The 15,599-nt window shown below is 29.0% G+C and carries 14 protein-coding genes; all 14 read right to left on the reverse strand.

Going from position 1 to position 15,599, the window contains the following annotated elements:
- Positions 1-273: 273 nt before the first annotated feature.
- Positions 274-1,320: a recombinase RecA gene (recA, locus tag ACQPUY_RS09920; RefSeq protein ID WP_430841048.1), complete on the reverse strand. Its 1,047-nt coding sequence runs from the start codon at positions 1,318-1,320 to the stop codon at positions 274-276.
- Between the two features lie 171 nt (positions 1,321-1,491).
- Positions 1,492-2,082: a CDP-diacylglycerol--glycerol-3-phosphate 3-phosphatidyltransferase gene (gene pgsA, locus ACQPUY_RS09925; RefSeq protein ID WP_430841159.1), complete on the reverse strand. Its 591-nt coding sequence runs from the start codon at positions 2,080-2,082 to the stop codon at positions 1,492-1,494.
- Positions 2,066-3,403 carry a 30S ribosomal protein S12 methylthiotransferase RimO gene (gene rimO, locus ACQPUY_RS09930; RefSeq protein ID WP_430841050.1) on the reverse strand — a complete coding sequence of 446 codons (1,338 nt, stop codon included), beginning with the start codon at positions 3,401-3,403 and terminating at the stop codon, positions 2,066-2,068. Before rimO ends, pgsA begins: the two co-directional genes overlap by 17 nt.
- A gap of 84 nt (positions 3,404-3,487) precedes the next feature.
- Positions 3,488-5,875 carry a DNA translocase FtsK 4TM domain-containing protein gene (locus tag ACQPUY_RS09935; RefSeq protein WP_430841052.1) on the reverse strand — a complete coding sequence of 796 codons (2,388 nt, stop codon included), beginning with the start codon at positions 5,873-5,875 and terminating at the stop codon, positions 3,488-3,490.
- Positions 5,876-6,024: 149 nt separating this feature from the next.
- Positions 6,025-6,762, reverse strand: a complete 738-nt coding sequence (locus ACQPUY_RS09940; protein ID WP_430841053.1) for a ClpP family protease — start codon at positions 6,760-6,762, stop codon at positions 6,025-6,027.
- 46 nt (positions 6,763-6,808) lie between these two features.
- The gene (gene dapG, locus ACQPUY_RS09945; RefSeq protein WP_430841054.1) at positions 6,809-8,011 is read right to left on the reverse strand and encodes an aspartate kinase; all 1,203 of its coding nucleotides are present in this window, start codon (positions 8,009-8,011) and stop codon (positions 6,809-6,811) included.
- 18 nt (positions 8,012-8,029) lie between these two features.
- On the reverse strand, positions 8,030-8,356 hold the full coding sequence (locus ACQPUY_RS09950; protein WP_430841056.1) for a YlmC/YmxH family sporulation protein: 327 nt from the start codon (positions 8,354-8,356) through the stop codon (positions 8,030-8,032).
- 66 nt (positions 8,357-8,422) lie between these two features.
- Positions 8,423-9,730: a M16 family metallopeptidase gene (locus ACQPUY_RS09955; protein WP_430841058.1), complete on the reverse strand. Its 1,308-nt coding sequence runs from the start codon at positions 9,728-9,730 to the stop codon at positions 8,423-8,425.
- 133 nt (positions 9,731-9,863) lie between these two features.
- On the reverse strand, positions 9,864-11,972 hold the full coding sequence (locus ACQPUY_RS09960) for a polyribonucleotide nucleotidyltransferase (RefSeq protein WP_430841060.1): 2,109 nt from the start codon (positions 11,970-11,972) through the stop codon (positions 9,864-9,866).
- A gap of 80 nt (positions 11,973-12,052) precedes the next feature.
- A complete protein-coding gene (gene rpsO / locus ACQPUY_RS09965) occupies positions 12,053-12,316 on the reverse strand; it encodes a 30S ribosomal protein S15 (RefSeq protein WP_136004902.1) in 264 nt (87 codons plus the stop codon).
- A 130-nt stretch (positions 12,317-12,446) separates the two neighbouring features.
- Positions 12,447-13,370 (reverse strand): bifunctional riboflavin kinase/FAD synthetase, encoded by a 924-nt coding sequence (locus ACQPUY_RS09970; protein WP_430841061.1) that lies wholly within the window; start codon positions 13,368-13,370, stop codon positions 12,447-12,449.
- Between the two features lie 11 nt (positions 13,371-13,381).
- Entirely contained in the window at positions 13,382-14,260 is an 879-nt protein-coding gene (truB, locus tag ACQPUY_RS09975; RefSeq protein ID WP_430841063.1) for a tRNA pseudouridine(55) synthase TruB, read from the reverse strand.
- Positions 14,260-15,237: a DHH family phosphoesterase gene (locus ACQPUY_RS09980; RefSeq protein WP_430841064.1), complete on the reverse strand. Its 978-nt coding sequence runs from the start codon at positions 15,235-15,237 to the stop codon at positions 14,260-14,262. Before ACQPUY_RS09980 ends, truB begins: the two co-directional genes overlap by 1 nt.
- Positions 15,237-15,587, reverse strand: a complete 351-nt coding sequence (gene rbfA / locus ACQPUY_RS09985) for a 30S ribosome-binding factor RbfA (protein ID WP_430841066.1) — start codon at positions 15,585-15,587, stop codon at positions 15,237-15,239. The genes ACQPUY_RS09980 and rbfA overlap by 1 nt, the downstream gene beginning before the upstream one ends.
- Positions 15,588-15,599 lie beyond the last annotated feature (12 nt).

Below are 15,599 nucleotides of genomic sequence, written 5' to 3' on the forward strand. Positions count from 1 at the left end.
ATTTAACTGAAAATGTAGAGGCATCATACTTAATCTAACTGATATATGAAATATGATAAAACCAGTATTTGTTATTATTTTATATTAAAATTAAAATTATGTCAAGTTACATACATAATACAAAAGCATCATTAGCCCCAAATATTTTAATAATATAACTTATTTTTTCTTTATTTTTAAAATAAACTTAAAAATCGATAGTATAATTTTATTATACTATCGATTATATTATTATCATATTTATCTAATTATATTCATAGGAACCAATATTTATTACTCATTTTTACTATCTTTATTTTTATCAACTGCAACTTCTTCAATTATTGGTAATTCATATTTGCTTCTTATCTTATTTTCTATTTCTAAAGCAATTTCAGGATTATCTTTTAAGTATTGTTTTGCATTTTCTCTTCCTTGACCTAATCTAATATCACCATATGAGAACCATGCACCACTCTTTTGAACTATTCCCTCTTTAACACCTACATCAACTATATTACCAGTTCTAGATATACCTTCATTATACATTATATCAAACTCTGCTTGCTTAAATGGAGGAGCTACCTTATTTTTCATTACCTTAACTCTTGTTCTGTTACCTACTATGCTTTCTCCTTGCTTAATTGAATCAATTCTTCTAACATCAAGTCTTATAGAAGCATAGAATTTTAGTGCTCTACCACCTGTTGTTGTTTCTGGGTTTCCGAACATAACTCCAACTTTTTCTCTTAATTGGTTAATAAATATAGCTACACATCCTGTTTTCTGAATAGTTCCTGTTAACTTTCTTAGTGCTTGAGACATAAGTCTTGCTTGGAGACCAACGTGAGAATCTCCCATTTCTCCGTCAATTTCAGCTCTTGGAACTAATGCTGCTACTGAGTCAACAACTATAACATCTATAGCTCCTGAACGAACTAAAGCTTCTGCAATTTCAAGACCTTGTTCACCCGTATCTGGCTGTGAAACTATAAGATTTTCTGTATCAACACCTAGATTTCTAGCATAACTTGGATCAAGAGCATGTTCAGCATCTATAAATGCAACTGCTCCCCCTCTTTTTTGTGCTTCTGCAGCAATGTGTAATGCAACTGTTGTCTTACCTGAACTTTCAGGCCCGTATATTTCTATTATTCTTCCTTTTGGGACTCCCCCTACACCTAAAGCTATATCTAAATCAAGACAACCAGTTGAAATAGCTTCTATATTTAATGAGCTATTTTCTCCTAATTTCATAACTGATCCTTTACCAAATTGTTTTTCAATTTGACTCATTGCATTTTCAATAGCTTTTAGCTTATCCATATCTATATTTCCCATATAGCACCTTCCTCTCTAATAGAACACTTGTTCTGTATCTAAATTATAAAGCATATATCGACTATAGTCAATATATTTAATAATGATATTTATTATTTTCAGAGTAAAAGTTCCAACTCCAAGAGAAGGAACTCTTTATTTAAATTATATCCATTTTTTTGTAATTATAAACTATTTATTTGGATTTATTATCTTAATATTTTTTTTAAAATAATCATAACCTGATAATATAGTCATAACTACCGCTAATAATAATATAACTCTTGGTCCATAAATAATAATATTTTTGATAACCGTACTACTTCCAACTAAAGAAATTAAATACTTAGATGATCCTATGTTTACTTGAATCAATAATGCTATAATTGCAATAATTTGAGTTACTGTCTTAACTTTTCCCCACATACTTGCCGCAATAACTTTACCTTCAGAAGCTGCTATTGTTCTAAGACCTGATACTGCAAACTCTCTAGATAGAATTATTACAGTAGCCCAAGCTGGAACAACTTGAAGTTCTACTAATGATATTAGAGCTGCTGTAACTAAAAGCTTATCTGCAAGCGGATCCATAAACTTACCAAAAGTCGTTACTTGATTTCTACTTCTTGCTATATAACCATCTAATTGATCTGTTAATGAAGCAATAATAAATATAAAAGTAGCTATAAAAGTTCCATATGGTATATTTCCTACTGCTATAAAAATTAAAAATAACGGAACTAATAATATTCTTAACATTGTTAGCTTATTTGCTAAATTCATCATATACCTCTCCTACTAGATCATACTCTAAAGCTTCCTTAATTTTGACCTTTATGATATCACCTTTTTTAATATTTTCAGTACTATCAACTAATATTGTTCCATCAATTTCAGGCGCCATTTCTGAACTTCTTCCAATGAAAAATTTACCTTTTCTTCCTTCTATAATAGTATCATAAATTTTTGAAATTTTCAATTTGTTTAAGTCTTCAACAACCTTTTTTTGAATTATCATAAGATTATTTTGTCTATTAGCCTTTATATCTTCATCTATTTGGTCTTCCATATTAGCAGCCGGTGTACCTTCTTCTTTTGAATATTTAAACACTCCTACATTATCTAGTTTATATTCTTCTAAAAATCCACATAACTCTTTAAAATCATCTTCAGTTTCTCCTGGGAATCCTACTATTAATGAAGTTCTTAGAGTAATTCCAGGAACTCTTTCTCTAAGTTTATCAATTATACTTACTATAGTTTCTTTATTTGTTCTTCTTGCCATTTTCCTTAAAATATTATTACTTATATGTTGTATTGGTAAATCTAAATATTTAACAACTTTATCATTTGTAGCTATTTCTTCTATTAATTCATCCGTTATTTCTTCTGGATAACAATAAAGTAGTCTAATCCATTCTATCCCTTCTACATTTGATATTTCCCTAATTAATTCATGTAGTTTATTTTCTTTATATATGTCCATTCCATAATAAGTTAAATCTTGTGCTATTAAAATAACTTCTTTTACTCCATTCTTAGAAAGTAATTTAACTTCATCTAATATAGCTTCTTTTTCTCTACTTCTAAACTTACCTCTAATCTTAGGAATTATACAATAAGTACAATAATTATCACAACCTTCTGCAATTCTAACATAAGCTGTATGTTTATCTGTAGTTAATAATCTTATTCCTTCATTAATATTTTCATCACTATAATTTGCTGCAAATAATTTTCTTTCACCTTTTATAAAATCTAATATTAACTTATGGATTTTCATATAGTCATTAACTCCCATAAGTATATCTATTTCAGGCATTAATTCTAAAAGTTCTTCCCCATACCTTTGAGTAAGACATCCAGTTGCTATAAGCATTTTACACTTATATTTTTCTTTATATTCTGCCATCTCTAAAATAGTATCTATAGATTCTTGTTTTGCACTTTCTATAAACCCACATGTATTTACTATTATAATTTCAGCTTCCTTAGGATCATTAGTTATTTCATAAAATTTATTTATAGTTCCTAAAATAAGCTCAGAATCAACTCTATTTTTATCACAGCCTAAGCTTACCATACCAACTTTATATTTTTCCAAAGTGATTTCCTCCTATGTATTAGATATTTACTCATTTAGTCTAAATCTTATTTTAATGTAGAAAAATAAGATTTACAAGTTTTTTTAATCTTCTAATTTCATTTCTTCTTTTGATACTAAAACCTGTCTTGGCCTACTTCCATCTTTTTCAGAAATTATTCCTCTATCCTCAAGTTCATCCATTATTCTTGAAGCTCTATTAAAACCAATCCTTAGCTTTCTTTGTAAAAATGATGTTGATGCTTGATTATATTCTACCACAACCTTTATTGCCTCATTAATTAATTCATCTCCATCATTTCCATCTGATGTTTTTTCAGTATCTTTACTTTCATTTTCAATATGCTCAATAATTGATTCTTCATAATCTATTACAGCTTCTTCATCTTTAATGAAGTTCACAACATTTTCTACCTCTTCTTCTGATATAAATGCTCCCTGAACTCTAATAGGCTTATTTTCTCCAATTGGACAATAAAGCATATCTCCTCTACCTAATAACTTTTCTGCCCCGGTTTGATCTAATATAGTTCTAGAATCTATTCCTGAAGAAACTGCAAATGAAATTCTAGATGGTATATTTGCTTTAATAACTCCAGTTATTACATCTACAGAAGGTCTTTGTGTTGCAATTATTAAATGCATACCAGCTGCTCTTGCCATTTGTGCTAATCTACATATATAATCTTCCACATCATTTGGACATGCCATCATTAAATCTGCAAGCTCATCTACAATAATTACTGTATAAGGCAATTTCTCTTTTATTAATCCCTTATCAAATAATGCATTATAACTTTCTATATTTCTCACTGATGCATCAGCAAAAAGCTTATATCTTTTATTCATTTCATTAACTGCCCAATTTAATGCAGCTGCTGCTTTTTTAGGATCTGTTACAACCGGTATTAAAAGATGAGGTATTCCATTATAAACACTAAGTTCAACCACCTTTGGGTCAACCATTAATAATCTAACTTCCTTAGGACTATATTTATACAATAAACTTACTATAAGAGTGTTTATACAAACAGATTTTCCTGATCCTGTTGCCCCTGCAATTAGCATATGTGGCATTGTAGCCAAATCTCCTACAACACACTTACCTGCAATATCTTTTCCTAATGCAAAAGCTAATTTTTTATTTGTTGTTTTAAATTCCTTCGAGTCTAATACTTCTCTTAAAAAAACAGCAGTTTGTTTACTATTTGGAACTTCAATACCTATTGCTGCCTTTCCTGGAATAGGAGCTTCCATTCTAACTCCACTTGCTGCAAGTCCTAAAGCTATATCATCCTGCAGATTAACTATTTTGGAAACCTTCACTCCTGGACTTGGTTGAATTTCAAATCTAGTAACAGATGGCCCTTTAGTTACTTGTATTACCTTCGCGTCTACACCAAAATCATTTAAAATTCCTTCAAGTTTTCCCGCATTTTCTATAAGTTCTTTTTTATCTTCGCTTTTTAGTTTCATTTTACTATTAATATTTAAAAGTTCAACTGATGGATGAACATAAACCTTTTCTTCTTTTTTATCATCAGTTAAACTTTCTTCTATTTCTTTGCTTACTACATCTTTAACTGAATTGTCTAATTTTTCTTTTTTTCTATGTTTTTCTTCAAATATAGGCTGATTATTTACTTCCTGTTTTTCTTCATCAAAAACTTCTATATTGAAAGGATTATCTCCTTTCATCTTACTTTCATCTACAGAAGCTTCTAGCATGCTATCATCTAATGAGGAGTTCTTCATAAAATCTAATATTTTTATTTTGTTATTTATTCCATTTATGAAATCTTCTCTTTCATTTTCTTCAACTTTCGGAATAACATCTACTAAAGATACCTTTTCTTTATTTTTATCATCTTTAGAGTTCTTAACTTCTACTTTAGTGTTTTTGTTGTTAAACTTTCCTTTAAACATAACAACTATATCATGTAGAGTAATATCACATATAAGAGTAATACCTATTGATATTAAAGCTAAATATAAAATATAAGATCCTATAAATCCAACAAGCTTACTTAAAGGATAAGTTATTAAGTGACCTAAAAGCCCTCCATGAAGACCTCCAAATTTAACTATTTCAAGCCAAGTTTCTGAAAACCCTTCCTTAACATCTAAGACATTTAAACTTCCAGTTGAACATCCTAACATAATTGAAATAATAATCAATGTTAATCCGAATACTCTTCTTGTTATTTTTATATTTCCTTTTGAAGCTATAATATAATACCCAAAATATATTAAGTATAAAGGAAGTATAAAGGCACTAATCCCTATCATCTTATATATAATATCTCTTGAGATAGTAGATAAAACACCTGCCCAAGTTGTATAAATAGCTACAGATAAAATAATACCTACAGCTATATAAATAATCCCCTTAATATCACCATTTTCATTTTTACTATTTTTCTTGCTAGTGTCTTTTTTGTTTGTATTTCCTTTTCCCTTACTCTTAGACACAGAATCACCTCGCTATTTTCCCATTTATTGTAAGTTAATTCTTTACATAATAATATTATAAACTTTAATAAAAAAAAAGCAATTTAAATAAAAATTCAATCATTTAAATCACTTAACTAAAAATATTTTTTAATTATTATATATAATTATTATTCATTATTTCCTTCTCTCTCTTTTATAAGACTTTTTAATTTGCATAAGGCATCCTTTATGCCTCCCTCTTCATCTATAAGTCCACAATTAACTGCTTGTTTTCCTATTAATATAGTTCCCATATCATTTAAAAGTTCATCTGACTTTAGCATCATTTCCTTTAAATCTTTCTTATCAATTTTAGAAGTTCTTACTATAAAATTATCTATTCTTTCTTGCATCTTTTGAAAATAATTAAATGTTTGAGCTACTCCTATTACAAAGCCATTCATTCTGATTGGATGAACTATCATAGTTGCAGATGGTGTTATAAATGAATAGCTAGAAGAAGTTGCAAGAGGTACTCCAATTGAATGTCCACCACCAATAACTATAGAAACACTTGGTTTTGATAAAGAGTTAATCATTTCAGATATAGCTAATCCCGCTTCAACATCTCCTCCAACTGTATTTAAAATTATTAATACACCCTTTACTTTATCATTTCTTTCCATAGATATAAGCTGTGGAATAACATGTTCATACTTTGTAGATTTGGTTTGAGCTGGTAATACTTGATGGCCTTCTATTTGACCAATTATAAGTAATATTTGAATACTTTCATCTTGAGATACCCCATTTGAAGATCCAAATTCTATTATTTCTTCTCTTTTTTCTTTAGCCTCACTTAATTTTTCATCTTCTTTTTCTATATTTTTATTTTCATTTATTAATGGGTTAAATATTTCTTGCATAATAAAATCCTCCTATACAATATTATTTTGTACAAGAGGATTTATTTTATTCACCTAAGTGAAAAGCCTTATGAAGTAAATTAAGTGCATCATCTACATGCCTTGATTTAATTAAACACCAAATAGTCATATTTGAATCTGCCGTTTGAAGAATTTCAATAGAATTTTCAACTAAAGTATTCATTATCTTAGCCATTATCCCAGGAACTCCTCGCATCCCAACTCCAACTAATGCTATTGTACTACAACCTTCTGTAAGATTGTAATTTATCTTTATATTATTTAAAACAGCTTCAACACTTTCTTTTTTCCTTGAATCAATAGTAAATATTTGTTCAGTCGGAAATATATTTATTAGATCTAAGCTTATATTATTTTTTGCTAAAACATCTAATAAATATCTATAATTTTCATTTTCTTTGTTGTCTTTTAGTTTTATAGTTACTTGGATTCTATTATTTAAATGAGTTATTCCAGAAACTACCTTACCATTATTTTTATCACCATAGTTGTTTATTAAAGTACCTCTACAATTACTCATGGTATTTTTAATTAATATTGGAATATTAGCATTTCTTGCCCACTCAACAGCTCTAGGATGTATTACCTTAGCACCTTGATCTGCAAGTTGAAAAATCTCATTATAACTAATAGAATTTATTAAAGCTGCTTCTTTAACTATTCTAGGGTCTGCTGTCATTATTCCATCTACATCTGTGTATATTTCTATTTCTTCCGCATTTAAAGAATCCCCTAATATACAGGCAGATGTATCACTTCCGCCTCTTCCAAGAGTGGTTAAATATCCATCTTTAGTAACGCCCTGAAATCCAGTAACTACTGGTACTTTTCCTAATTCTATTATTCTCATAATATTTTCAGTATTTGTATAAACTAATTCAGCTTCTGAAAAATTTTCATTTGTCACGATACCTGCCTGACCACCAGTAAGTGGAACCGCTTGTATACCTTCATTAATTAATATATTACTCATTACAACTGAGCTTATTATTTCTCCACAGCACATAAGCATATCTAAAGCTTGTAGGTTATTTCTCTTAAATTTATTATCTACTAAAGATAATAAAGTATCTGTAGCATAAGGTTCCCCTTTTCTTCCCATAGCAGATACGACTACTACAGGAGAAAAGCCCCTACTTATTGCATCCTTAACCTTTGATACTACTTGACTTCTTCTTTTCTCAGTAGAAACTGAAGTTCCACCAAACTTTTGTATAATTATTTTCAAGCAATAACCTCCCTAAGTTTATGCTCTTGCCCTTTTTATCTTTTCTTTATCAGCTGAAACTACAATTACATTAGTTCCAATTTTAGTAATATAGTTCCACGGGATTTCTACATATTCCCTGCCACCAAAAAATCCTAGTTTACTTCCAGCAACAGCAGCAACTATAAATTGTAAATTTCCATTTTCATCAATAATAAAATCTAAAGCTTGTTGAGTATCATATTTTTCTGCTTCTTCAGTGTTAAAAATTTCATACCTTTCTAAATCACTTAAAAGCCTATATCTAGATTCTCTCTTTGAATCTTCTTCGTAATAACCGTCACTTTTCTTATCATTTCTTAACATAAGATTCACCTCCATACTTTCTTATGTAAATCTTATGATAGAAAAGCTTATTTTATTACATATAAATTATACTCTTGAAATTACCTCTTTATTAGAAGTATCATAAGCTTTAATATTAGGCTCTATAATATTATTTAACTTTTCATATTCTATATCTTGACCTACATAAGCTGAGCTTATAATGCCTGGTTTAAAACATGTATCTAATACATAATTTATGTCATCACTATTTATATTGTTAATTCTTTTTATAACTTCCTCTTGAGTTTTAACTTTATTTTGAAGTAACATGTTCTTTGCATTAGAAAACATTCTTGAAGATGTACTTTCCAGACCTAATATATAATTAGCTTTAATTTTTTCTTTATTTATTTCTATAAGTTCTTTAGATATACCTTTTTCTGCAAAATTCTTAAGTTCTTTACTAATTACACTTAAAGCTTTCTCTGCAGATTGCTTACTTACTCCTGTATATATACTATTAATTCCAACACCTAAATAAGGTTGACCATAAGAATAAATAGTATAGCAAAGTCCTAATTCCTCTCTAACTTTTTGAAATAATATTGATGAAGCACCACCACCAAAAACATTATTTAATAGAACTAATGAATAAGCCTTTTCATGTGCATATGGTAGTCCTTTTAAAGCTAAGTTTATATGAAGCTGCTCTATTTGTTTATTAGTGTACTTGCTTTCAGTTAGTAAAATAGGAGTTTCATACTTTGGAACATAATTCTTATCACCTTCCCAAGAGCCAAAATGTTCTTCAAGAGTTTTCATTAATTCTTTTTCATCAAACTTACCACATACAGAAATAACTGAATTTAGTGGATTATAATGAGATTTTACAAATTCCTTTATGTTCTTACTATTAAATGATTTTATATTCTCTATACTCCCTAATATAGGGTATGATAATGGATTATCCCCAAAAATTGCTTTAGCTTGATTATTATCTAAAACATCCTCAGGAGCATCTTCACTCATGTTAATTTCTTCAATTACAACTCCTTGTTCTTTTTCTATTTCTTCATCATCAAACTTAGAGTTTATTATCATATCTGATAATATTTCTATAGATAAATCTAAATGAGTATTTAGTGCTTTTATATAATAGCAAGTTGCTTCTTTACTAGTATATGCATTTATTTGACCACCAACATTTTCTATTTGCTGAACAATATCTTTAGATGACCTTTTTTCAGTTCCTTTAAAAAACATATGCTCTATAAAATGAGAAATCCCATTTTGGTTTAAATCCTCATTTCTTGATCCATTTTGAACCATAACTCCAACACTAATTGAATTTACATGGTCTATATATTCTGTAACTACCCTTAATCCATTTTTTAATTTATAAATATTATACATACCGTCTCCTTTATACAATTATAATATTATTTATATTATTATTATTCTATTTTATTATATACTTATGTAGCTATAAATAAAATTTTATCATATAAAGAAAAAAAGGCAATAAATTGCCCTTTGATAACACTTTTTATTCAGTTTTTTCTTCTTCTGAAGTATCTATTATAGCATCTTTTCTTGAAAGATTTATTCTTCCTTGATTATCTATTTCAGTTACCTTAACTAATATTTCGTCACCAACTGAAACAACATCCTCTACTTTGTTTACTCTTGCCTTATCTAATTTAGAAATATGGCATAAACCTTCTTTATTTGGAAGAATTTCAACAAAAGCACCAAAAGTAGTTATCTTAGTTACCTTTCCTAAGTAAACTTCACCAACCTTAACTTCTTTTGTTAATCCCTCAATAATAGAAATAGCCTTATTAACACCTTCATGATCTGGTGAAGATACAAACACTGTACCATCCTCTTTTATGTCTATTTTAACACCAGTTTCTTCGATAATCTTATTAATTACTTTACCACCAGCACCTATTATATCTCTAATTTTTTCTGTATCTACAGTGATTATAGATGTTTTAGGAGCATATTCAGAAACTTCTTTTCTTGCTTCTGGAATACATTCTTTAATTTTTTCTAATATTTCTAACCTTGCTTTTCTAGCTCCTCTAATAGCGTCTTCTATAACCTTAAAGCTTAATCCTTTAATCTTAGTATCTACTTGAATAGATGTTATTCCTTCTACAGTTCCTGCAACTTTGAAGTCCATATCTGCAAAAAAGTCTTCAATACCTTGTATATCAGTTAAAACTTCTTCTCTTGTTAAATCTTCTGAAGTTATAAGCCCCATTGCAATACCTGCTGCTGGTCTCTTTAATGGAACCCCTGCATCTAATAAAGCTAAAGTACTTCCACATACTGATGCTTGAGATGTTGATCCATTAGAACTTAAAACTTCTGAAACTAATCTAATAGTATATGGGAATTCTTCTTCTGAAGGTATTAGTGGTTCTAAAGCTCTTTCAGCTAAAGCACCATGACCTATTTCTCTTCTTCCAGGTCCTCTTAATGGTTTAACTTCACCAACTGAATATCCTGGGAAGTTGTAGTGATGCATATATCTCTTTGATTCTTCTTCACCTATACCATCTATTATTTGAATATCACCAACTGCACCTAAAGTTGCAACAGTCATAACTTGAGTTAACCCTCTTGTAAATAAACCTGTTCCATGAGTTCTTGGTAAAATTCCTACTTCACAAGATATTGGTCTAATTTGATCAAAAGCTCTTTCATCTGGTCTTCTATGGTGATTTAAAAGCATATCTCTTACTACTTCTTTTTGTAAGCCATATATTATTTCTTTTATATCACCTATGTTATCTGGATACTTTTCTTCAAACTCTGCATAAACTTTTTCACTAACTTCATCCATTGCAGCATTTCTTTCATCTTTATCAGTAATCCACATAGCATTCTTTATCATACCATTAGCAAATTCTCTGATTTCAGCTTCTAATTCTTTGCTTGGTTTGTATAACTCTGGAACTAATTTTTCTTTTCCAAACTTTTTCATAGCTTCTTCTTGGAATTTTACTATGTCTTGACAACTATCAAAGCCAAATTTAATAGCATCAAGCATTAAATCTTCTGGTATTTCCTCACCACCAGCTTCAATCATCATAACTCTTTCGCTAGTTGCACAAACAGTTAATTGAAGAATACTTTCTTCTCTTTCTTTTGATGTTGGATTTAAAATGAATTTCCCATCGATTAGACCTACTTGCACAGCTGCAACAGGTGTTGTAAAAGGAATGCTTGATAAACATAATGATAATGACGCTGCATTAATTGCTAGAATTTCTGGTAAATTATCTTTTTCAACTGATACTACAGTACATACTACTTGCACATCATTTCTATATCCCTTTGGAAATAAAGGTCTTAATGGTCTATCAACCGCTCTTCCAAATAATATAGCATTTTCTGAAGGTCTTCCTTCCCTTTTTATAAATCCTCCTGGGATTTTTCCTACTGAATATAATCTTTCTTCATATTCAACACTTAGTGGAAAGAAATCTATCCCCTCTCTTGGTTTTTCTGAAGCATTAACATTAGTCAAAATTACTGTATCCCCATAGCTAACAAAAGCAGCTACATTTGATAGCATACCAATCTTACCAAACTCTAACTTTAGTTCTCTGCCAGCTATTGTTGTTTTCATTACATTGTTCATTTTGTAACCTCCTTTCAAGGCTTCTACTTATCATTTAAAATTGTTAAAATAATAGAGCGGCTTAAAAACCGCTCTAAAAACTATCTTCTTAAGCCTAATTTTTTGATTATAGCTCTATATCTTTCGATATCTTGTTCAGCTAAGTAGTTTAGAAGTCCTCTTCTTCTACCAACCATCATTAAAAGACCTCTTCTTGAGTGGTGGTCTTTCTTGTGCATCTTTAAGTGATCAGTTAAAGAATTAATTCTTTCTGTTAATAAAGCTATTTGCACTTCTGGTGAACCAGTATCTCCTTCGTGTCTTCCGTGTTCTTTAATAATTTCTTGCTTTCTTATTGCGTCCATTTATTCGCACCTCCGTAATATTATCCCCTATATCCATGAAATGAGATGGCATCCTCATATCTTAGAATTAGGTTCTTCCTTGCTATTATAACAAATCATATTATTATTGTAAATTATAAATTCACAATAATTAAATTATTATATCTTTATTTTTTATAAACTCTTCATCTTTTCTGATTTGTTCAACAAGCTCATCCAATGTATCAAATTTAAGTTCATCCCTTATTCTTTCTACGAAATAAACTTTAATCTCTTCCCCATAAATCATTTCATCGAAGTTTAAAATATACGTTTCTATAGTTAATTCTTTTCCATTTACCGTTGGATTATACCCAACTGAGGTAAGTCCTTTAAATATACTTCCTTTATATTTTACATTTGTATAGTACACACCTTTTTTAGGAATAACCATTTTACTATCAAATTCTAAATTTGCTGTTGGAATTCCTATTGTTCTACCAAGTTGCTTACCATGAATTACTTTTCCTTTTATTAAATATGGCTTTGATAACATATTGGTAGCCTCAGAAACATTTCCCTCTAATATACAATTTCTAACTCTAGTACTACTTATAATATCTCCTTTGTATGTATATGGATCTATTATATACAATTCATATCCATATTTACTTTGAAGATCTTTTAGTAGGTCTACATTTCCTAAATTTTTATGACCAAATCTAAAATTAAAACCTACTACTATTCCCTTTACATTGTAGTCTTCACAAAGTAATTTTATAAAATTTTCTGCCTCTATTGACATAAATTCTTTTGTAAAAGTTCTAAGTACTACTATATCTACATTTTCTTCATCTAAATATTCAAGCTTTGTATCCAAATCCATAATCAACTTAGGTACACTATCAGGCTTTACAATTGTTTTAGGATGATTTTTATATGTAAAAACCATACTTTTACCATTCTTTTCTTTAGCAACTTGGACTGTCTTTCTTACAAGTGATAAATGACCATAGTGAAGTCCATCAAAACTTCCTAATGCAACATAATTATCACTTTCCTTATCATTCATAATAATATCATCTATTACTATCATATCCTGCTCTCCTAATTAATTAACAATTTCTCTATCTTAAAGCCTTGATGATTACTTTTACCAAGTCCAATGAATTTTCCGTCTTCATCATAAACTCTATATAGTTTTTCCACTTCAACTTTTTCTTTGGTAAATCTTTTATCAAAAACTCTAACTCCATTAATTAAAAGCCTACAATACTTGTTTAAAACTATCAATTTATCATAAGCATCTAAAGCTTCTTCAATACTTATGATAAATTTATTAATATTATCTGAGTTAATATCAGATATATTTATTGATTGCTCTTCAGAAAACTTAGAGGTTTTAGTTCTTTTAAGCTTAGTCATAGCCGCGCCAACTCCTAAAGCCTCACCAATGTCATAACAAAGACTTCTAATATATGTTCCTTTTGAACATGTAACCTTCATACTTATATTGGGATTATCTACTTTGATATCTTCAATATTGTATATTTTTACAAGTCTTCCCTCTCTTTCAACTTCAATGCCTTTCCTCGCTAACTCATAAAGTCTTACGCCATTTTGTTTTAAAGCTGAATACATTGGAGGAACTTGACTATATTCTCCCTTAAAAGAATCTATAGTCTTTAAAATTTCTTCATTATTAATATTAGATGGATCATTTTCTTCAATTATTTCTCCTTCTAAATCATAGGTAGTAGTTTTAATTCCAAGCTTAAACTCTACTTCATATACTTTATCAGAATTCATAATATAATCAATAATTTTAGTTCCCTTACCAATACATACCGGAAGAACTCCGGAAGCTTCAGGGTCTAAAGTACCTGTATGTCCAACCTTTTTTGTTCCTGAAACCTTTTTAATTATTCTTACCACATCAAAGGAAGTCATACCAGTATTTTTAAAAATACTAATTACTCCATCCATTATAACAACTCTTTCTCTATTTCTTCTAATATTTTATTTTTAGCTTCTTCTAGGCTCATTCCATTTAATGTTATACCTGCTGCTTTAATATGACCTCCGCCACCTAGCTTTTCAGCAATTTTTCTAACATCAAAATCATTTTTAGATCTTAAGCTTGCCTTTGCTCCATTATCAGTTTCCTTTATTAACACTGCAACTTCTACTCCCTTTATTTGCAAACCAAAGGATATTATATCAGAGGTATCTCCAATTTCTATTCCAAGTTCTTCTCCATAAGATTTTGGTATCTTAATTAGAGAAACTTTTCTATCAAATAAAAGTTCCATATTATTAATGGATTTTCCTATTAACCTAATTTTTTCAAAGCTTTTATTATCAAAAAGGCTTTGATAGATAAAGGTGTTGTTTACTTCAATTTCTTTAAGCTTTGATGCTATTTTATGAGTTCTAGAAGTTACATTTGAGTGTCTAAATCCCCCTGTATCAGTTACTAAGGATGTATAAAGACAGGTTCCAATTTCATAAATATCTTCATTATCTATTTCAAACTTTAAATTTAACTTTTCTAAAAGTTCGTAAATTATTTCTGCTGTTGCTGCTGCATTAGTATCTACATAATTTAATTTACCATATCTATCATTTGAAATATGATGGTCTATATTAATTATAGTTCCTTTAAAATTCATTAAATCTGCTGATATACGTTCAAAATTACCACAATCTACAACAACCACTATATCTGTATCTTGACTAGGTGTTGTTACTAACCCATTTCCCTCATTAGCACTTTTTAAAAATTGAAGATTATCTGAAATTATATCTTTTGAAATTAAATAAGCGTTTTTATTTAAATATCTTAATCCATTTAATAGTGCAAGTGCACTACCTACTGCATCACCATCAGGTGATACATGGTAGGTAATGCCTATTTTATTACTATTTAATATTAGTTTACTAATATCTTGTAAACTATTCATTACTTTTCCTTAACTTTATCTATAAGTTCTTCTATTCTCATACTATAACTTATAGAATCATCTAGTTCGAATATTATTTGAGGAGTATTTCTTAAATTCATTCTTTGACCTACTTCTCTTCTTACATATCCGCTTGCACTTTTTAATGCAGCAAAGGTTTCATTTTTTTCTTCTTCATTTTTACCAAAAATACTTACAAATACCTTTGCATATTTCAAATCCTTACTAACTTTTACTGATGTAATTGACACCATAGCAGTCATTCTAGGATCCTTAATTTCATCTCTTAAGATAACGCTTATTTCTCTTCTTACTTCTTCGTTTATCCTTCCGCCTCTATAATTAGCCATTTAAAATCACCT

This window comes from Clostridium nigeriense, assembly GCF_050585245.1.
Taxonomy (GTDB): Bacteria; Bacillota; Clostridia; order Clostridiales; family Clostridiaceae; genus Clostridium; species Clostridium nigeriense_A.

What these genes read in the sequence shown, in the direction of transcription:
- ACQPUY_RS09950 (WP_430841056.1), bottom strand. Translation starts at nt 8,356, where the DNA reads ATGTTAAGAAATGATAAGAAAAGTGACGGTTATTACGAAGAAGATTCA.
- ACQPUY_RS09980 (WP_430841064.1), bottom strand. Translation starts at nt 15,237, where the DNA reads ATGAATAGTTTACAAGATATTAGTAAACTAATATTAAATAGTAATAAA.
- pgsA (WP_430841159.1), bottom strand. Translation starts at nt 2,082, where the DNA reads ATGAATTTAGCAAATAAGCTAACAATGTTAAGAATATTATTAGTTCCG.
- ACQPUY_RS09960 (WP_430841060.1), bottom strand. Translation starts at nt 11,972, where the DNA reads ATGAACAATGTAATGAAAACAACAATAGCTGGCAGAGAACTAAAGTTA.
- rpsO (WP_136004902.1), bottom strand. Translation starts at nt 12,316, where the DNA reads ATGGACGCAATAAGAAAGCAAGAAATTATTAAAGAACACGGAAGACAC.
- recA (WP_430841048.1), bottom strand. Translation starts at nt 1,320, where the DNA reads ATGGGAAATATAGATATGGATAAGCTAAAAGCTATTGAAAATGCAATG.
- rbfA (WP_430841066.1), bottom strand. Translation starts at nt 15,587, where the DNA reads ATGGCTAATTATAGAGGCGGAAGGATAAACGAAGAAGTAAGAAGAGAA.
- ACQPUY_RS09955 (WP_430841058.1), bottom strand. Translation starts at nt 9,730, where the DNA reads ATGTATAATATTTATAAATTAAAAAATGGATTAAGGGTAGTTACAGAA.
- ACQPUY_RS09940 (WP_430841053.1), bottom strand. Translation starts at nt 6,762, where the DNA reads ATGCAAGAAATATTTAACCCATTAATAAATGAAAATAAAAATATAGAA.
- truB (WP_430841063.1), bottom strand. Translation starts at nt 14,260, where the DNA reads ATGGATGGAGTAATTAGTATTTTTAAAAATACTGGTATGACTTCCTTT.
- ACQPUY_RS09970 (WP_430841061.1), bottom strand. Translation starts at nt 13,370, where the DNA reads ATGATAGTAATAGATGATATTATTATGAATGATAAGGAAAGTGATAAT.